Source organism: Burkholderia sp. Ac-20384 (assembly GCF_017104605.1).
Classification (GTDB): Bacteria; Pseudomonadota; Gammaproteobacteria; order Burkholderiales; family Burkholderiaceae; genus Burkholderia; species Burkholderia lata.
In genome coordinates, this window is the sequence record NZ_JAAGPE010000226.1 from 1 (window position 1) to 15,772 (window position 15,772).

Here is a 15,772-nt window from a genome sequence, read left to right on the forward strand (position 1 = left end):
GCCGCGACGCGCGGGCCCGGCACCGCGCGCGGCACGGACGGCTGGCCGCCCGTCGCACTGCCGGCAGCAACCGCCGGCTCGAACGCGAGCATCCGCAGCAGCGTCATCGTGAAACCGGCGTACTCGTCCGGCGCCAGGCCGAGTTCGGCGCGACCGACCGTCGCGATCTGATAGAACAACTGGACTTGCTCGGGGCTTAACGTGTCGGCAAAGCGGCGCAGGTCGCCTGCTTCGGGCCATTCGTCGAGCACCGAGCCCGGCGCGAACTGCGCCCACGCGATCCGGTGCAGCAGGCTCGCGAGATCCTGAAGCGCGGTCGAGAACGACAGGCTGCGCAGCGACATCTCGTCGGCAATCGCGAGGATTTCCGGGCCGCCGCCTGCGGCAAGCGCGTCGAGCAGACGCACCATGTAAGTCTGGTCGAGCGCGCCGAGCATGCCCGACACGGCCGTCTCGGTCACCTCGTTCGCCGAATAGGCGATCGCCTGGTCGGTGAGCGACAGCGCGTCGCGCATGCTGCCCTGCGCCGCGCGCGCAAGCAGGCGCAGTGCCTGCGGCTCGAACGTGATCTGCTCTTCGCCGAGGATCCGTTCGAGATGCGACACGATGTGCCCGGCCGGCATCTGCTTCAGGTTGAACTGCAGGCAGCGCGACAGCACGGTGACGGGAATTTTTTGCGGATCGGTCGTCGCGAGGATGAACTTGACGTGCGGCGGCGGCTCTTCGAGCGTCTTCAGCATCGCGTTGAACGCGTGATTCGTCAGCATGTGCACTTCGTCGATCATGTAGACCTTGAAGCGCGCATCGACGGGCGCGTACACCGCGCGCTCGAGCAGCGCGGCCATTTCATCGACGCCGCGGTTGCTCGCGGCATCCATCTCGACGTAATCGACGAAACGCCCTTCGTCGATCTCGCGACAGGCTCGACACACGCCGCACGGCTGCGACGTGACGCCGGGTTCACAGTTGAGTGCCTTGGCGAAGATCCGCGACAGCGTCGTCTTGCCGACACCGCGGGTTCCGGTAAACAGATAGGCGTGATGGAGACGCCCGCCGTCGAGCGCGTGCGTAAGCGCCCTGACGACGTGCTCCTGGCCGACGAGCGAAGCGAAATCCTTCGGACGCCACTTGCGTGCGAGAACTTGATAGGTCATCGGGAAATTGTATCAGTAACGCTGCGTCGCGCCGACACGCGAAACGGCGCGGAAGACAGGCAACGGGCAGGCAAAACGGAGTGTGATGCAGAAATAAAAAACGCCCGGCGAATGGGGCGAGAAGGAAGGTGACGAGCCCAACCCTCGGCACTGGCGGAAAACGATTGTGGCTGCTTCGTTCCCGACCTGACCAGGTTCACCGCCCCACCATGCGAGGAGGCCCGTCACGGCATATTCTATCACCGCTTCCGGATGAATGCGACCGTTTGTTCGCACCAATGCGCATATGACCCGACAAACCGACGCGCGCCGGGCTGCATGAAGCTCGCCCGATGCGAATTGCATGCGCACCCACCTCTTGTAATTTACGGGCCGGCCTCCACCTGCTGGACACAACGGTCGAACGTCGCGTCGTACCCCTACTCGCGTAGCGGCTACTATCGCCGCCCGCAGCAGATAGCAATTTAGGCTAATATGACGCCCGAACGACCCGCGAGCCGCGGCATGCAGCGCTTACACCCCTCCTTTCCGGAGAGCGGAGTGACCTGCCGCAGCGGCCGGCAGCCAACGGCAGCCGGTACGCCGCAACGCGCAAGCAGGCAGTCCCCGAACCGTAAGAGGTATTGACCCAATGAGCGAACAGATCAAACACATCAGCGACGCATCGTTCGAACAGGACGTCGTCAAGTCCGACAAGCCCGTGCTCGTCGATTTCTGGGCCGAATGGTGCGGCCCGTGCAAGATGATCGCCCCGATCCTCGACGAAGTCGCGAAGGACTACGGCGACAAGCTGCAGATCGCGAAGATCAACGTCGACGACAACCAGGCAACGCCCGCGAAGTTCGGCGTGCGCGGCATCCCGACGCTGATCCTGTTCAAGAACGGCGCGGCCGCCGCGCAGAAGGTCGGCGCGCTGTCGAAGTCGCAGCTCACCGCATTCCTGGACAGCCACCTGTAATACAGGCAGTTCCGCGGACGTGTTGTCAACCGGCAACACGTCCGTCGACAAGCCGCCGATCGCTCGCTCAAGCGCGAATCGGCCTATGCTAGAATTAAAAAACGTCGACAAGACGCATTTAAGTCTCTGAGCGCTTCCGCTCGCCCTCCTCCCTTTATTTCTTTCGTCGTCTCCTCCCTGGCGGGTTCTCCGTATGCATTTATCCGAGCTCAAGTCTCTGCACGTCTCCGAACTGATCGAAATGGCCAATGGCCTGGAGATCGAAAACGCGAACCGCCTGCGCAAGCAGGAGTTGATGTTTGCCATTCTTAAAAAGCGCGCCAAGACGGGTGAGACGATCTTCGGCGACGGTACGCTCGAAGTGCTGCCGGACGGCTTCGGCTTCCTGCGCTCGCCGGAAATGTCGTACCTCGCGAGCACCGACGACATCTATATCAGCCCGTCGCAGATCCGCCGCTTCAACCTGCACACCGGCGACACCATCGAAGGTGAAGTCCGCACGCCGAAGGACGGCGAGCGCTACTTCGCGCTGGTGAAGGTCGACAAAGTCAACGGGCAGCCGCCCGAGGCCTCGAAACACAAGATCATGTTCGAGAACCTCACGCCGCTGCACCCGAACAAGCCGCTGTCGCTCGAACGCGAAATGCGCGGCGAGGAAAACGTCACGGGCCGCATCATCGACATGATCGCGCCGATCGGCAAGGGCCAGCGCGGCCTGCTCGTCGCGTCGCCGAAGTCGGGCAAGACCGTGATGCTCCAGCACATCGCACACGCGATCAAGCAGAACCACCCGGACGTGATCCTGTTCGTGCTGCTGATCGACGAGCGCCCTGAAGAAGTGACCGAAATGCAGCGTTCGGTCGCCGGCGAAGTGATCGCATCGACGTTCGACGAACCGGCCACGCGCCACGTCCAGGTCGCCGAAATGGTGATCGAGAAGGCCAAGCGCCTCGTCGAAATGAAGCATGACGTCGTGATTCTGCTCGACTCGATCACGCGTCTCGCACGCGCGTACAACACCGTGATCCCGGCATCGGGCAAGGTGCTGACGGGTGGTGTCGACGCAAACGCACTGCAGCGTCCGAAGCGCTTCTTCGGCGCGGCGCGCAATATCGAGGAAGGCGGTTCGCTGACGATCATCGGCACCGCGCTGATCGAAACCGGCAGCCGCATGGACGACGTGATCTACGAAGAGTTCAAGGGCACCGGCAACATGGAAGTGCACCTCGAGCGTCGTCTCGCAGAAAAGCGCGTGTATCCGTCGATCAACCTGAACAAGTCGGGCACGCGTCGCGAAGAAATGCTGATCAAGCCCGAGATCCTTCAGAAGATCTGGGTGCTGCGCAAGTTCATCCACGACATGGACGAAGTCGAAGCAATGGAATTCCTGCTCGACAAGATCCGCCAGACGAAGAGCAACTCCGAGTTCTTCGACCTGATGCGCCGCGGCGGCTAATCCCCCCCGTCCCGCACCAGAAAGACGGCCGCCCGCGCATCCTGCCCGGCGGCCGTTTTTCGGTTCCAACCTGAACGTGAACGTACAGGTTGATCTATAATCGCGTCATCGCCCACACCGAATCTCCCGCCCCCCCCCGATGCCGAACGACGCCTCCACCCCGCTGCTGACCGTGAGCGATGCGGCTTCACGGCTCGGCGTCACACCGCGCACGCTGAAGTATTACGAAGAGCGCGGGCTCGTCACGCCGTCGCGCAGCGAAGGCCGCTACCGCCTCTATGACGAAGCCGACCTCGAGCGCTTCGCGCGCATCCTGCGGCTGCGGGCGCTCGGCTTCTCGCTGCACGGCATCACCGAAATGCTGAAGCGCCCGCTGGAAGAAACGGGCGACGGCAGGCGCCGCTATTCGGACGCGTCGCTGCGCGACATTCGCACCGGCCTTGCCGAGCAGATCGACACGCTCGACCGGCGGATCGCGGCCGTCCAGCGCGAACTGAAGGAAGCCGTCACGTTGCGCAAGGAGCTTCAGCACGACATCGACTACGTCGATCGGCGTCTTGCCGGCGAAAACGCCGATGTGTTGATCGCGCAGCGACAGGCGGAAGCCGGCACGCGGCGCACGCGCAAGGCGCGCGAATGAGTGCGATGCCCGGTCGCTCGCCGCTGTGGAGCCGCGCGAACCTGCGCGCGGACCTGTTCCCGTGGGCGCTCGCGCTCGTCACCGGCATCGACTATTTCGACAACGCGGTCTTCTCGTTCTTCGCGAGCTACATCGCGGGCGGCATCAACGCATCGCCCGACGAACTCGTGTGGTCGTCGAGCGCCTACGCGGTCACGGCCGTGCTCGGCATCCTGCAGCAGCAATGGTGGGTCGACCGGCTCGGCCATCGCCGCTACGTCGCCGGCTGCATGCTGATGTTCTCGTTCGGCGCGATCGCGGCCGCACTCGCCGACACGTCGCTCGAACTCGCGTTCGCGCGCGGTTTCCAGGGGTATTTCATCGGCCCGATGATGGGCGCGTGCCGGATCCTGATCCAGGTCAGTTTCAAGCCGCAGGAACGGCCGCCCGCGACGCGCGCGTTCCTGATCATGATCCTGCTCGGCAGCGCGCTCGCGCCGATCGTCGGCGGCCTGCTCGTCGCACATTCCACGTGGCGCGCGCTGTTTGCGTGCTCGGCGCCGGCCGGCATCGCATTCGCGATCCTCGCGCTGCTCACGCTGCCCGATTCGGGCCGGACGCCCGACGACGAACGCGGCTCCGGGCACTTCTGGCCGTATGTCGTGTTCGCGCTCGCGCAAGGCGCATTGCAGATCGTGCTGCAACAAGTGCATTACCAGCTCTACAGCGGCTCGCCGATGCTGATCCTGCTGACGATCGCCGGGGTCGGCGCGCTGGCGTGGTTCGCGTATCACCAGTGGAACCATCCGACGCCGCTCGTGCGCCTGCACGCGTTCCGAGAACGGACGTTCCAGGTCGGGCTGCTGCTGTACATGTTCTATTACTACGAGTCGACCGGCTTCAGTTACCTGACGTCGCGGTTTCTCGAAGGCGGGCTCGGTTACCCGGTCGAGAACGCCGGGCGGCTGGTGGGCACGATGTCGCTGATTTCGGCCACCGCGCTGTTCGCGTACCTGCGTTACGCGAAATTCGTCACGCACAAGAAGTGGTTCGTCGTGCCGGGGTTCGCGATCGCCATCACCGCCGCGCTGTGGATGACGCGGATGACACCGCAGGTCGGCGAAGCCGCGCTGATCGTCCCACTGCTGCTGCGCGGGCTGCTGCTGCTCTTCATCGTGCTGCCGGTGGCCAACCTGACGTTCCGGATCTTCGCGATCGACGAATACACGCACGGCTACCGGTTGAAGAACATCGTGCGGCAACTGACGATCTCGTTCGCGACGTCGTCGGTGATCATCGTCGAACAGCACCGCGTGGCCGTGCACCAGACGCGGCTTGTCGAGCGCGCGAACGTGTTCGACCCGGTGTTCCAGCAGACCGTCGACGCACTGACGCGCAGCTATGCCGCCGCCGGCCACGCGCTGAACGAGGCGCACGGCCTCGCGATCGCATCGATCGCGCGGATGGTCGCGCAACAGGCGTCGTTCCTCGCGTCGCTCGACGGCTTTTACTTCCTGGCGGGCGTGGCGCTGGTCGGCGGCCTCTTTGCGGCATGGCAAAAAGAGATCGATTGAGTTAAAAGACAGGCTTTGGATTTCCGCGAGCCGCCTTCATGCTCTCGAAACTGACCCGCTGGTTCGACGACCGCCGCCGCGACCGCGCGCTGCGCAGCCACCCGATCCCCGACGCGCTGTGGCAGGACACCGTCGAGCGCCTGCCGTTCCTCGCGGCGCTGTCGCCCGACGCGCTCGGCCGGCTGCGCGAGCTGACGAGCCTGTTCGTCGCGAAGAAATCGTTCTCGACCGCCCACGGGCTGGAGCTGACAGACGCGATGATCGTCGCGATCGCCGCGCAGGCCTGCCTGCCCGTGCTGAATCTCGACTTGTCGCTGTACGACGGATGGGTCGGCGTCGTCGTGTATCCGGGCGAATTCGTGATCCGCAAGACGGTGCAGGACGAGGACGGCGTCGTCCACGAAGTCGAGCAGGATGCGAGCGGCGAGGCCTGGGAAGGCGGCCCCGTGATCCTGTCCTGGGAAGACGCGCAGATGACGGACGGCCGCGACGCGTACAACGTCGTGATCCACGAGTTCGCGCACAAGATCGACATGCTCAACGGCGCGGCCGACGGCTATCCGCCCCTATTTCGCCGCTGGCACGCGCCGCACCTCGACGCGCAGGCCTGGGCCGACGTGTTCGAGCACGCGTACGACCAGTTCTGCGCGCGCGTCGACGCGGTGCCGGACCGCGCGTGGGCGCGCTTCGAGCGGGATTCGCTGATCGACCCGTATGCGGCCGACCACCCGTCGGAATTCTTCGCGGTATGCAGCGAGGCGCTGTTCGTGCGGCCGAAAGCGTTCGAGTCCGAATTTCCTGAGCTGTACCGGTTGCTCGCGCGCTACTACCGGCAGGATCCGGCCGGCACCGGCGCACTCGACGCAGCGTGAAAATTATTCGTCAACCATCTGATTTTCTGGCATAATCGCCGTTTTTCGACCTTAGGCAAGTGGCTCGCGCCGGGCTTGGCGTCCTCCGGTTTGCGCAATGTGCGCGCTCCGGCACGGCAAGCGGCGGGTTGGCTACCGCTCTCACCAAGGAAAGACCATGAAAGAAGGCATCCACCCGAACTACCGCGAAGTCGTCTTCCAAGACATGTCGAACGGCTTCAAGTTCATCACGCGCTCGACGATCCAGACGCGCGAAAACATCGAACTCGACGGCAAGACCTACCCGCTCGCCAAGATCGAAGTGTCGTCGGAATCGCACTCGTTCTACACGGGTCAGCAAAAGATCATGGACACGGCAGGCCGTGTCGAGAAGTTCAAGAACAAGTTCGGCGTTCGCGCCAGCGGCAAGGCGAAGTAAGCTTCGCATTGCATCCGGTGGTTGCATTGCACCGGTACCGCACAAAAGGGCAGCCCAGGCTGCCCTTTTTTGTCTCTGCTCGCCCGGCAGGCCCCAGCCGGCGCCCGGGCAGCAACCTGACGCGCAATAGCGGGCGCGTCTACAATGCCGGATGCTCGAAACCGGCTCCACCGCGCGCATCCGCGCCGGCCACCCGCCCATAACAAATCGCTCATCTGCATGAAGCCTGTCGTCCGTCTCACCGCCTCCGCCACGCGCGCGCTACCGCGCTGGCTGCTGCTCACGCTCTGCTTCGTCTACGCAGCGTTCGGCCTGTTCGGCCGCGACCCGTGGAAGAACGAGGACGCGGCGGGCTTCGGCGTGATGTGGACGATGGCCAAGGGCGGCTGGCACGACTGGCTGCTGCCGAACCTGGTCGGCAAGTTCATCACGACCGACGGGCCACTCGGCTACTGGCTCGGCGCGCTGTCGATCCGCGGCCTGGGCCCGTGGGTCGACGCGAGCAACGCGTCGCGCGTCGATACCGGCGTACTGTTCTGCGTCGCGTGCGCTTTCGTCTGGTATGCGGCCTACCTGCTCGGCCGGCGTGCCGAGGTCCAGCCGTTCAAATACGCATTCGGCGGCGAGCCCGAGCCGCGCGACTACGGCCGCACGCTCGCCGACGGCGCGCTGCTGGTACTCGTCGCCTGCTTCGGCCTCGCGGAGCGCGGGCATGAAACGACGCCGCAACTCGCGCAGTTCGCGTGGATCGCGATGCTCGTCTACGGGATCGTGCGCGGTATCGACAAGCCGATGCAGGGCGCGCTGTGGTGGGGCCTCGCGATGGGCCTCGTCGCACTGTCCGGCAATCCGGTGCTGGTCGTCGCCCTGCTCGCCGGCACGGCCGTGCTGTGGCTCGTCACGCCCGAGATGCGCAACCTGCGCCTGCCGCTGGTCGGCGTGCCGCTCGCGGCCGCGATCTTCGCGCTGTGGCCGCTGGCCGCGTTCGTCGCGGCGCCCGACGACGCCGCATGGTTCTTCAACCAGTGGATCCACGGCAGCCTGATGCGCTTTTCAGGCCCGCCGACCGCCGTGCTCGGCTATGCGGCGAAGAACCTGCCGCTGTTTACGTGGCCCGCGTGGCCGCTCGCGATCTGGGCATGGTGGAGCTGGGCCGGCATGCGCCGCCGGGCGCACATCGCGATTCCGCTGTCGGTCGCCGCGCCGCTCGTCGCGCTCGTGATCCTGCAGAGCCAGCAGTCGAACCGCATGTACATGCTGCTGCTGCCGCCACTCGCGGTGCTCGCGACGTTCGCGCTGCCGACCCTCAAGCGCGGCGCGATCAACGCGATCGACTGGTTCGCGGTGCTGAGCTTCACGATCCTCGGCACCTTCGTGTGGCTCGTTTGGCTCGCATCGATCACGGGCTTCCCGCATCCGCTCGCACGCAACCTCGCCCGCCTCGTGCCCGGCTACGAGCCGCACTTCAAGATCCTGTCGTTCATCTGCGCGGTGATCGCCACCGTGTGCTGGTGCTTCCTCGTGCGCTGGCGCATCTCGCGGCAGCCGAAGGTGCTGTGGCGCAGCGTCGTGCTGTCGGGTGCGGGCACCACGCTGATGTGGGTACTGCTGATGACGCTGTGGCTGCCGATCGTCAACTACGGCCGGACCTATCGCGATGTCGCCCAGCAGATCGCGGTGCACCTGCCGTCCGACTACGAGTGCATCTCGCCCGTGCGGCTCGGTGACGCGCAGATCGCGACCTTCGCGTATTTCGGCAACATGCGCTTCGATTTCTCCGGCGATTGCGACGTGATCCTGCGTCAGGACCGCGCGGACTTCGGCGAGCCGAGCTCGATGTCGCAATATGTGTGGCGCCTCGTGTGGGAAGGCCGCCGCGCCGCCGACCGCGACGAGCGCTTCCGCCTGTACGAGCGCATCGAACGGCCGAAGACGCCCGTCAAGCGGCGTCCGCCACGCCGTCAGCCGGCCGATTGACGATGTTCGGCGACATCCGCCGGATCGTCGGTCTCGCATGGCCGGTGCTCGTCGGCCAGCTCGCGATCATCGCGTTCGGCGTGATCGACACCGCGATGGTCGGGCGCTACTCGGCCGTCGACCTGGCCGCGCTCGGGCTCGGCTCGTCGATCTACATATCGATCTATATCGGCCTGACGGGCATCCTGTCCGCGCTGCAGCCGATCACCGGGCAGCTGTACGGCGCGCGGCGCTATGCCGAGATCGGCGAGGAAGTGCGCCAGGCGCTGTGGCTCGCGCTGCTGCTCGCGGTGCCCGGCTTCCTCCTCCTGCATTTTCCCGAACCGCTGCTGCGTGTCGCGCACACGCCCGCCGCGCTGCACGACCGCACCGTCGACTACCTGCGCATCCTGTCGTACGGGCTGCCCGCCAGCCTCGTCTTCCGCATCTACAACGCGCTGACCAACGCGGCCGGCAAGCCGCGCCTCGCGATGATCCTGCAGATCGGCGCGCTGCTGCTCAAGTTTCCGCTCAACGTGTGGTTCATCTTCGGCGGGTTCGGCGTGCCGGCCCTCGGCGGCCCCGGCTGCGGGCTCGCCAGCACGCTGATCAACTGGGCACTCGCACTGATCGGCTACACGCTGCTCGCGAAGCTCGACGTGTTCGCGCCGCTCGCGATCTTCTCGCGCTTCTGCTGGCCGGTCTGGGAACGCCAGAAGGCGATCCTGAAACTCGGCGTGCCGATGGGCCTGTCGTACCTGATCGAGGTCACGTCGTACACGTGCATGGCGCTGTTCATCGCGCAGTTCGGCACGACGACGCTCGCCGGCCACCAGATCGCCGGCAACATCGGCGCGGTGCTGTACATGACCCCGCTGTCGATCGGCGTGGCGGCGTCGACGCTGGTCGCACGCGCGCTCGGCGCCGGACGGCCCGAGGAAGCCCGGCTGCTCGGCCGGCACAGCGTGATCTTCGCGTGCGGCATTGCCGCGACCTACGGCCTGCTCGTGTTCGTGCTGCGCCCGCTGATCATCGGCGGCTATACGCCGAACCCGGCCGTCGCCGCGGCCGCGATGCCGCTCGTCGCGATCGTCGCGTGCTACCACGTCTTCGATGCGCTGCAAGTCACGTCGGCGTTCGTGCTGCGCGCCTACAAGGTCGCGGTCGTGCCGACCGTGATCTATGCAGTCGCGCTGTGGGGCGTCGGGCTCAGCGGCGGCTACGTGCTCGGCTTCGACGTGGGCGGCATCGCGCCCGCGTGGCTGACCGGCGCGCGCGGCTTCTGGTTCGCGAACACGATCAGCCTGATGCTCGCGGGCGCCGGGCTCGTGCTGTACCTGCGCCGCGTCAGCCGTGCGCATGCCGCCGTGTCCACGTCCGCCTGACGCGTTGCCCGCTACGTCTCCTCAAGCACGTCGGCCGCGTGATACGACGACCGCACGAGCGGGCCGGCGACGACTTCCCTGAAACCGAGCAATAGCGCTTCGTCGCGCCACGCGGCGAATGCGTCCGGGCTCACGTAGCGTCGCACCGGCAGATGATGCGCGGACGGCGCGAGATACTGGCCGAGCGTCAGCACGTCGACGTCATGCGCACGCAGGTCGCGCAGCGTGTCGCGCACTTCGTCGTCGCACTCGCCAAGGCCGAGCATCAACCCCGATTTCGTCACCAGCCCCGGCCGCGCCCGCTTCGCCTGCGCGAGCAGTTCGAGCGAGCCGCGATAGTCGGCGCCTGGCCGCGCCGCGCGATACAGCGACGGCACCGTCTCGATGTTGTGGTTGAACACGTCGGGCCAGGCCGTCGACAACGCATCGAGCGCGCGGGCCACGCGACCGCGGAAGTCCGGTGTCAGCACTTCGACGCCGATGCCCGGCACGCTCGCGCGCACTGCCGCGATGCACGCGGCAAAATGCGCGGCGCCGCCGTCGCGCAGGTCGTCGCGATCGACCGACGTGATCACGACATAGCGCAGCCCGAGCGCCGCAGCCGCATCGGCCAGCCGCGCGGGCTCGTCCGGATCGAGCGGCTCGGGCCGGCCGTGCGCGACGTCGCAGAACGGGCAACGCCGCGTACACAGCCCGCCCATGATCATGAAGGTCGCCGTGCGCTGCGCGAAGCATTCGCCGATGTTCGGGCACATCGCCTCCTCGCAGACGGAATGCAGCCGATGGTCGCGCAGCACGGCCGCCATATCGACGACCGCCGCGCTCATCATCGGCCGCGCGCGCAGCCACGGCGGCTTCGGCAACGCCGCACCGGCCGCGGGCTCGACGCGCACCGGAATGCGCGCGAGCTTGTCGCGGCTTCTCGCGCCTGGCTGGCTGAGCGCCGTGAGGCTGGGTCGTTCGAGCGCGGCGGCCATCGTCAGTCTCCGAGAAACGCGACGATCAGGCGGTTCACGTCGGCGGCGGCCTCCATCTGCACCATGTGCCCGCTGCCGGCGATCACCTCGGCACGCACGCCGTCAGGCAGACCCTGCGCGTGCTGCGCCGGGATCACCTGGTCGCGCTCGCCCCAGATCACGAGCGTGCGCGGCGCAAGCGTCGCGAGCCGGTCGCGGAACACGCGCCGCTGTGCGGCGCCGTCGAACGCGGCATTCGCGATCTTTTCGAGCGCGGCCTGCACGCCTTCGAGCCGCTTGTACTTGACGAGATCCTCGACGAGCTGCCGCGTGACCAGCGCGTTGTCCGCGAACAGCGCGCCGAGGTGCGGCTTCAGCGTGTTGCGGCTGTTGCCGGCGACGAAGCCGTCGATGTAGGCGCGATTGATGTCGGCGCCGAGCCCGGCGCTCGCGATCAGCGTCAGCGACGCAACACGTTGCGGCGCGCGCTCGGCCGCCGCCATCGCGACCGCGCCGCCCATCGAATGGCCGATCAGGTGGGCGTGCTCGATGCCCTGCGCATCGAGCAGCGCGAGCACCGCGTCGGCCAGTTCATCGAGGCTGCCCGTCTCGACCGCCTTGCCCGACTCGCCGTGACCGGGCAGGTCGAGCGCCCACACCGGCCGGTGCGCGGCGAGATCCGCGTGATTGAACAACCAGTTGTTGAGGTCGCCGCCGAAGCCGTGGATCAGCACGGCGGGCGGGCCGTTGCCTTCGCCGAGCTTCAGGAAGCGCACGGTCCGGCCGCCGATCTGCGCCTTTTCGGGCTGCGGGCCCGCGGCTTCGTCGGAAGCCGCGCTCGGCACGAAATCGCGCTGGAAATCGGCGATTGCCGCATCGATGTCGGCATCGCTCGCATCGGCGGCCGCGACGACGCCGAGCAGCGCGCCGACCGGCAGCGTCTCGCCTTCCTGCGCGACCTGCCGGCGCAGCGTGCCGTCGAACGCGCATTCGACGCCCGACGAGATCTTGTCGGTCTCGACGTCGAGCACTTCGTCGCCCTTCGTCACGCGTTCGCCGAGGGCCTTCAGCCAGCCGTTGACCTGCCCCTGCTCCATCGACAGCCCCCACTTGGGCATCGTGATCATGTGAATCGACATCGTGTCAGCTCCTCGTCTTCAGGACCGCCTGCGCAATCGCATCGGCGGACGGGATATACAGGTCTTCCAGCACGCTCGCGAACGGTGCGGGCGTATGCGGCGCAGTGACCAGCTCGATCGGCGCCTTCAGCGCATGGAACGCGCGCTGCGCGACGAGCGCGGCAATGTCGGTCGCGATCGAGCAGCGCGGGTTCGCTTCGTCGACGACCACCACGCGCCCGGTGCGCTCCGCGCTTTCGAGAATCGTTTCCTCGTCGAGCGGCGACGTCGTGCGCAGGTCGATCACGTCGACCTGGATGCCGTCCTTCGCGAGCTTCGCGGCTGCGTCCATCGCGAGATGCACCATCCGGCCGTACGTGACGATCGTCGCGTCGTCGCCGTCGCGCATCACGTTCGCCTCGCCGAACGGAATGGCATAGGATTCCTCAGGCACGTCGCCTTCGCGGGTATAGAGCAGCTTGTGCTCGAGGAAGATCACCGGATCGTTGTCGCGGATCGCCTGGATCAGCAGCCCCTTCGCGTCGTACGGCGTCGACGGGCACACGACTTTCAGCCCCGGAATGTGCGTGAACAGCGACGTGAGCATCTGCGAATGCTGCGCAGCCGCGCGCAAGCCGGCGCCATACATCGCGCGGATCACGACCGGCGTCACGGCCTTGCCGCCGAACATGTAGCGGAACTTGGCGGCCTGGTTGAAGATCTGGTCGAAGCACACGCCCATGAAATCGATGAACATCAGCTCCGCGACGGGCCGCATCCCGCACGCGGCAGCGCCTACCGCCGCGCCGATGTAGCCGCCCTCCGACAGCGGCGTATCGAGCACACGGCCCGGAAACTTGTGGAACAGCCCCTTCGTCACGCCGAGCACGCCGCCCCACGCGTCGTCCTCGCCCGGCGCACCCGCGCCGCCTGCGTTGTCCTCGCCCATCACGATCACGCTTTCGTCGCGCGCCATTTCCTGTGCGAGCGCTTCGTTGATCGCCTGCGAATAAGTGATCTTCCTTGCCATGTCTGTCTCCTGGAATGTTCGGTTCGCCGTGTCGGCCGCGGTGTCAGGCCGCGCTCACGGGTACGACACGTAGACGTCGGTCAGCAGGTCGGCGGCATCGGGTACCGGCGCGGCCTTGGCCTGCGCGACCGCATCGTCGATCAGCGCCTTCACCTGGGCATCGACCGCGCGCAGGTCGGCAGTCGTCAATGCTTCGGCCCGCACGACGCGCGTTTCGAAATGCTTCAGGCAATCCTTTTCGTCGCGCAGCTTCTGCACTTCGCCCGGTGCGCGATAGGTTTGCGCATCGCCTTCGAAGTGACCGAAATAGCGCGTAAACTTCACCTCGACGAGCGTCGGGCCGCCGCCGTTGCGCGCACGCTCGACGGCTTCGCCAAGCGCTTCGTGCACCGCGAAGAAGTCGAAGCCGTCGACGATCACGCCCGGCATCCCGAACCCGTTCGCACGATCGGCGATGTTGTCGGTGGCGACCGACCAGCTCGACGACGTCGCTTCCGCATAGCCGTTGTTTTCGGCCACGAAGATCGCGGGCAGCCGCCACACCGACGCGAGGTTCATCGATTCGAAGATCACGCCCTGGTTCGATGCGCCGTCGCCGAAGAAGCACACGCCGACTCCGCCGGTCTTCTTGTGCTTCGCCGCGAGCGCCGCACCACAGACGAGCGGGCCGCCCGCGCCGACGATCCCGTTCGCGCCGAGCATCCCCATCGCCAGGTCGGCGATATGCATCGAGCCGCCCTTGCCATGGCAGACGCCCGTCTTCTTGCCATAGATCTCGGCCATCATCCCGTGCACGTCGACGCCCTTCGCGATGCAATGGCCGTGGCCGCGATGCGTGGTCGCGACGTAGTCGTCGAGGCCGAGGTGCAGTATCGTGCCGACCGCGGATGCCTCCTCGCCCGCGTACAGGTGAACGAAGCCGGGAATCTCGCCGGTCGCGAATTCGACGTGCAGGCGTTCCTCGAATTCGCGGATCGTGCGCATCAGCCGGTAGGCGTCCAGCAGCTTGTCCCTGCTGAGCTGTGTCGAAGCGGTCATGTGTGTCTCCTGGGTAGGTCTGACTGCGAATGCCGCCGCGGCCGGGCCGTGGCGACGGATTTCACGGCCTGCGGCCGTCAGTGGAACGTGAAGCCGCCGTCGACGTTCACGGCCTGGCCCGTCACGTTGTCCATCGTCGCGAAGAACAACGCGAGCCGGCCCATGTCCTCCGGCGTCTGCGCGCGGCCCTGCGGAATCAGCGTCAACTGGTGCCGCTGCCACGACTCCTCGACCGATTCGCCGTCGGTCTTCCATTCGTCGGACAGCCGGTCCCACATGTACGTCCGCACGATGCCGGGGCAGATCGCGTTGACGGTCACGCCGTCGCGCGCGAGCTCCTTCGCGAGCGCGTTCGTGAACCCGACGACCGCGAATTTCGATGCGCTGTAGTGCGCGAGATTCGGAAAGCCCTCCTTGCCGGCGATCGACGCGACGTTGATGATCCGGCCGCGGCCCTGCGCCTTCAGCGGCGCGAGCGCCGCGCGGCAGCCGAGGAACGTGCCCTTCGCGTTCACGTCCATCACGAAATCCCAGTCGCGCTCGGTCAGTTCGCCGACCGGATGAATGCTGATCACGCCCGCGCAGTTCACGAGGATGTCGAGCCTGCCGAGGTCGGCGAGTGCCTGTGCAACCATCGCATCGACCTGCGCGGCCTGCGTGACGTCGACCTTCGCGACCGCCGCCCGGCGGCCGAGCGCGCGTACTTCGCGCGCGGTGGCGTCGAGTGCGTCGTCGAGCAGGTCGGCGAGCAGGATGTCGGCGCCCGCGCCGGCGAGCGTCAGTGCAATGCCGCGGCCGATGCCGCGCGCGCCGCCGGTGACGATGGCGACCTGTCCTTCGAGTGGGGCTGTCATGGCGATGTCTCCTGGATGATCGTTATGGATGTCGAAATGTCACTCGGTAAAACGGCGCCTCAATAGCGCCATTCGCCGGCATCGCGCAGCAGTTGCCGCGACGACGCGTAGGGCAGCGTGCGGCCGACGTCGACCGTCAGCGGCCCGCGCCAGTCGAGCGAGATCTCGTAGCGATCGCCGCGCGCGACCTCGATCTCGCGCTCGCCGTCGAACGCGAGCGTGCCGCGCTCGAACGGGATCGTCTGCCAGGCACCCGGCTCGAGCCGCTCGCAGCTGCGCATCACGACGCGATCGACGCGGCCCGGCGCAATCGGCGCGACGAGCGGCGTGCCGGCCGTCTTGCCTTCGTCCGCGAAACGCATCGCGAGCCCGTGCGGCGCGCTG

14 protein-coding genes, 1 other RNA gene and 1 pseudogene are annotated in these 15,772 nt (G+C 66.7%); 8 read left to right on the forward strand and 8 right to left on the reverse strand.

The window, feature by feature from the left end:
* Positions 1-1,154: DNA polymerase III subunit gamma/tau (dnaX, locus tag G3O00_RS30370; RefSeq protein WP_206145238.1), on the reverse strand; the 1,154-nt coding region annotated here is incomplete at its 3' end.
* 127 nt (positions 1,155-1,281) lie between these two features.
* Positions 1,282-1,380: signal recognition particle sRNA small type (ffs, locus tag G3O00_RS30375), an RNA gene on the reverse strand.
* Positions 1,381-1,785: 405 nt separating this feature from the next.
* On the opposite strand from ffs, the gene trxA reads away from it, so the two are divergent.
* The 8 genes from trxA (at position 1,786) to G3O00_RS30415 (ending at position 10,392) form a co-directional block, all read left to right on the forward strand.
* Complete coding sequence (gene trxA, locus G3O00_RS30380) at positions 1,786-2,112, forward strand: thioredoxin TrxA (protein ID WP_006402348.1); 327 nt, start codon at positions 1,786-1,788, stop codon at positions 2,110-2,112.
* A gap of 193 nt (positions 2,113-2,305) precedes the next feature.
* Positions 2,306-3,568 carry a transcription termination factor Rho gene (gene rho, locus G3O00_RS30385; protein WP_006478662.1) on the forward strand — a complete coding sequence of 421 codons (1,263 nt, stop codon included), beginning with the start codon at positions 2,306-2,308 and terminating at the stop codon, positions 3,566-3,568.
* 139 nt (positions 3,569-3,707) lie between these two features.
* Positions 3,708-4,208 (forward strand): MerR family transcriptional regulator, encoded by a 501-nt coding sequence (locus G3O00_RS30390; RefSeq protein ID WP_206145239.1) that lies wholly within the window; start codon positions 3,708-3,710, stop codon positions 4,206-4,208.
* The gene (locus tag G3O00_RS30395; RefSeq protein ID WP_174930883.1) at positions 4,205-5,761 is read left to right on the forward strand and encodes an MFS transporter; all 1,557 of its coding nucleotides are present in this window, start codon (positions 4,205-4,207) and stop codon (positions 5,759-5,761) included. The genes G3O00_RS30390 and G3O00_RS30395 overlap by 4 nt, the downstream gene beginning before the upstream one ends.
* Positions 5,762-5,799: 38 nt before the next feature.
* The gene (locus G3O00_RS30400; protein WP_011352278.1) at positions 5,800-6,633 is read left to right on the forward strand and encodes a M90 family metallopeptidase; all 834 of its coding nucleotides are present in this window, start codon (positions 5,800-5,802) and stop codon (positions 6,631-6,633) included.
* 157 nt (positions 6,634-6,790) lie between these two features.
* Positions 6,791-7,051 (forward strand): type B 50S ribosomal protein L31, encoded by a 261-nt coding sequence (locus G3O00_RS30405; protein WP_006753671.1) that lies wholly within the window; start codon positions 6,791-6,793, stop codon positions 7,049-7,051.
* Positions 7,052-7,195: 144 nt separating this feature from the next.
* Complete coding sequence (locus tag G3O00_RS30410; protein WP_206145240.1) at positions 7,196-9,028, forward strand: glycosyltransferase family 39 protein; 1,833 nt, start codon at positions 7,196-7,198, stop codon at positions 9,026-9,028.
* Positions 9,029-9,030: 2 nt separating this feature from the next.
* Positions 9,031-10,392 (forward strand): MATE family efflux transporter, encoded by a 1,362-nt coding sequence (locus tag G3O00_RS30415; RefSeq protein ID WP_174930885.1) that lies wholly within the window; start codon positions 9,031-9,033, stop codon positions 10,390-10,392.
* An 11-nt stretch (positions 10,393-10,403) separates the two neighbouring features.
* On the opposite strand, the gene lipA is transcribed toward G3O00_RS30415, so the two are convergent.
* The 6 genes and pseudogenes from lipA to G3O00_RS30445 form a co-directional block, all read right to left on the reverse strand.
* Positions 10,404-11,369, reverse strand: a complete 966-nt coding sequence (gene lipA, locus G3O00_RS30420; protein WP_206145241.1) for a lipoyl synthase — start codon at positions 11,367-11,369, stop codon at positions 10,404-10,406.
* 2 nt (positions 11,370-11,371) lie between these two features.
* Positions 11,372-12,487, reverse strand: coding sequence for an acetoin dehydrogenase dihydrolipoyllysine-residue acetyltransferase subunit (locus tag G3O00_RS30425; protein ID WP_206145242.1), 1,116 nt, complete (start codon positions 12,485-12,487; stop codon positions 11,372-11,374).
* Positions 12,488-12,491: 4 nt separating this feature from the next.
* On the reverse strand, positions 12,492-13,496 hold the full coding sequence (locus G3O00_RS30430) for an alpha-ketoacid dehydrogenase subunit beta (RefSeq protein WP_011352283.1): 1,005 nt from the start codon (positions 13,494-13,496) through the stop codon (positions 12,492-12,494).
* Between the two features lie 54 nt (positions 13,497-13,550).
* Complete coding sequence (locus G3O00_RS30435) at positions 13,551-14,534, reverse strand: thiamine pyrophosphate-dependent dehydrogenase E1 component subunit alpha (protein WP_011352284.1); 984 nt, start codon at positions 14,532-14,534, stop codon at positions 13,551-13,553.
* A gap of 77 nt (positions 14,535-14,611) precedes the next feature.
* Positions 14,612-15,388, reverse strand: a complete 777-nt coding sequence (locus G3O00_RS30440) for an SDR family NAD(P)-dependent oxidoreductase (protein WP_089473009.1) — start codon at positions 15,386-15,388, stop codon at positions 14,612-14,614.
* A 59-nt stretch (positions 15,389-15,447) separates the two neighbouring features.
* Positions 15,448-15,772, reverse strand: a pseudogene (locus tag G3O00_RS30445) (ATP-NAD kinase); the annotation flags it as partial.

Coding starts and splice junctions, on each gene's coding strand:
- G3O00_RS30395 (WP_174930883.1), top strand. CDS start 4,205: ATGAGTGCGATGCCCGGTCGCTCGCCGCTGTGGAGCCGCGCGAACCTG.
- rho (WP_006478662.1), top strand. CDS start 2,306: ATGCATTTATCCGAGCTCAAGTCTCTGCACGTCTCCGAACTGATCGAA.
- G3O00_RS30425 (WP_206145242.1), bottom strand. CDS start 12,487: ATGTCGATTCACATGATCACGATGCCCAAGTGGGGGCTGTCGATGGAG.
- G3O00_RS30400 (WP_011352278.1), top strand. CDS start 5,800: ATGCTCTCGAAACTGACCCGCTGGTTCGACGACCGCCGCCGCGACCGC.
- G3O00_RS30405 (WP_006753671.1), top strand. CDS start 6,791: ATGAAAGAAGGCATCCACCCGAACTACCGCGAAGTCGTCTTCCAAGAC.
- G3O00_RS30440 (WP_089473009.1), bottom strand. CDS start 15,388: ATGACAGCCCCACTCGAAGGACAGGTCGCCATCGTCACCGGCGGCGCG.
- G3O00_RS30430 (WP_011352283.1), bottom strand. CDS start 13,496: ATGGCAAGGAAGATCACTTATTCGCAGGCGATCAACGAAGCGCTCGCA.
- G3O00_RS30410 (WP_206145240.1), top strand. CDS start 7,196: ATGCCGGATGCTCGAAACCGGCTCCACCGCGCGCATCCGCGCCGGCCA.
- G3O00_RS30435 (WP_011352284.1), bottom strand. CDS start 14,534: ATGACCGCTTCGACACAGCTCAGCAGGGACAAGCTGCTGGACGCCTAC.
- G3O00_RS30390 (WP_206145239.1), top strand. CDS start 3,708: ATGCCGAACGACGCCTCCACCCCGCTGCTGACCGTGAGCGATGCGGCT.
- lipA (WP_206145241.1), bottom strand. CDS start 11,369: ATGGCCGCCGCGCTCGAACGACCCAGCCTCACGGCGCTCAGCCAGCCA.
- trxA (WP_006402348.1), top strand. CDS start 1,786: ATGAGCGAACAGATCAAACACATCAGCGACGCATCGTTCGAACAGGAC.
- G3O00_RS30415 (WP_174930885.1), top strand. CDS start 9,031: ATGTTCGGCGACATCCGCCGGATCGTCGGTCTCGCATGGCCGGTGCTC.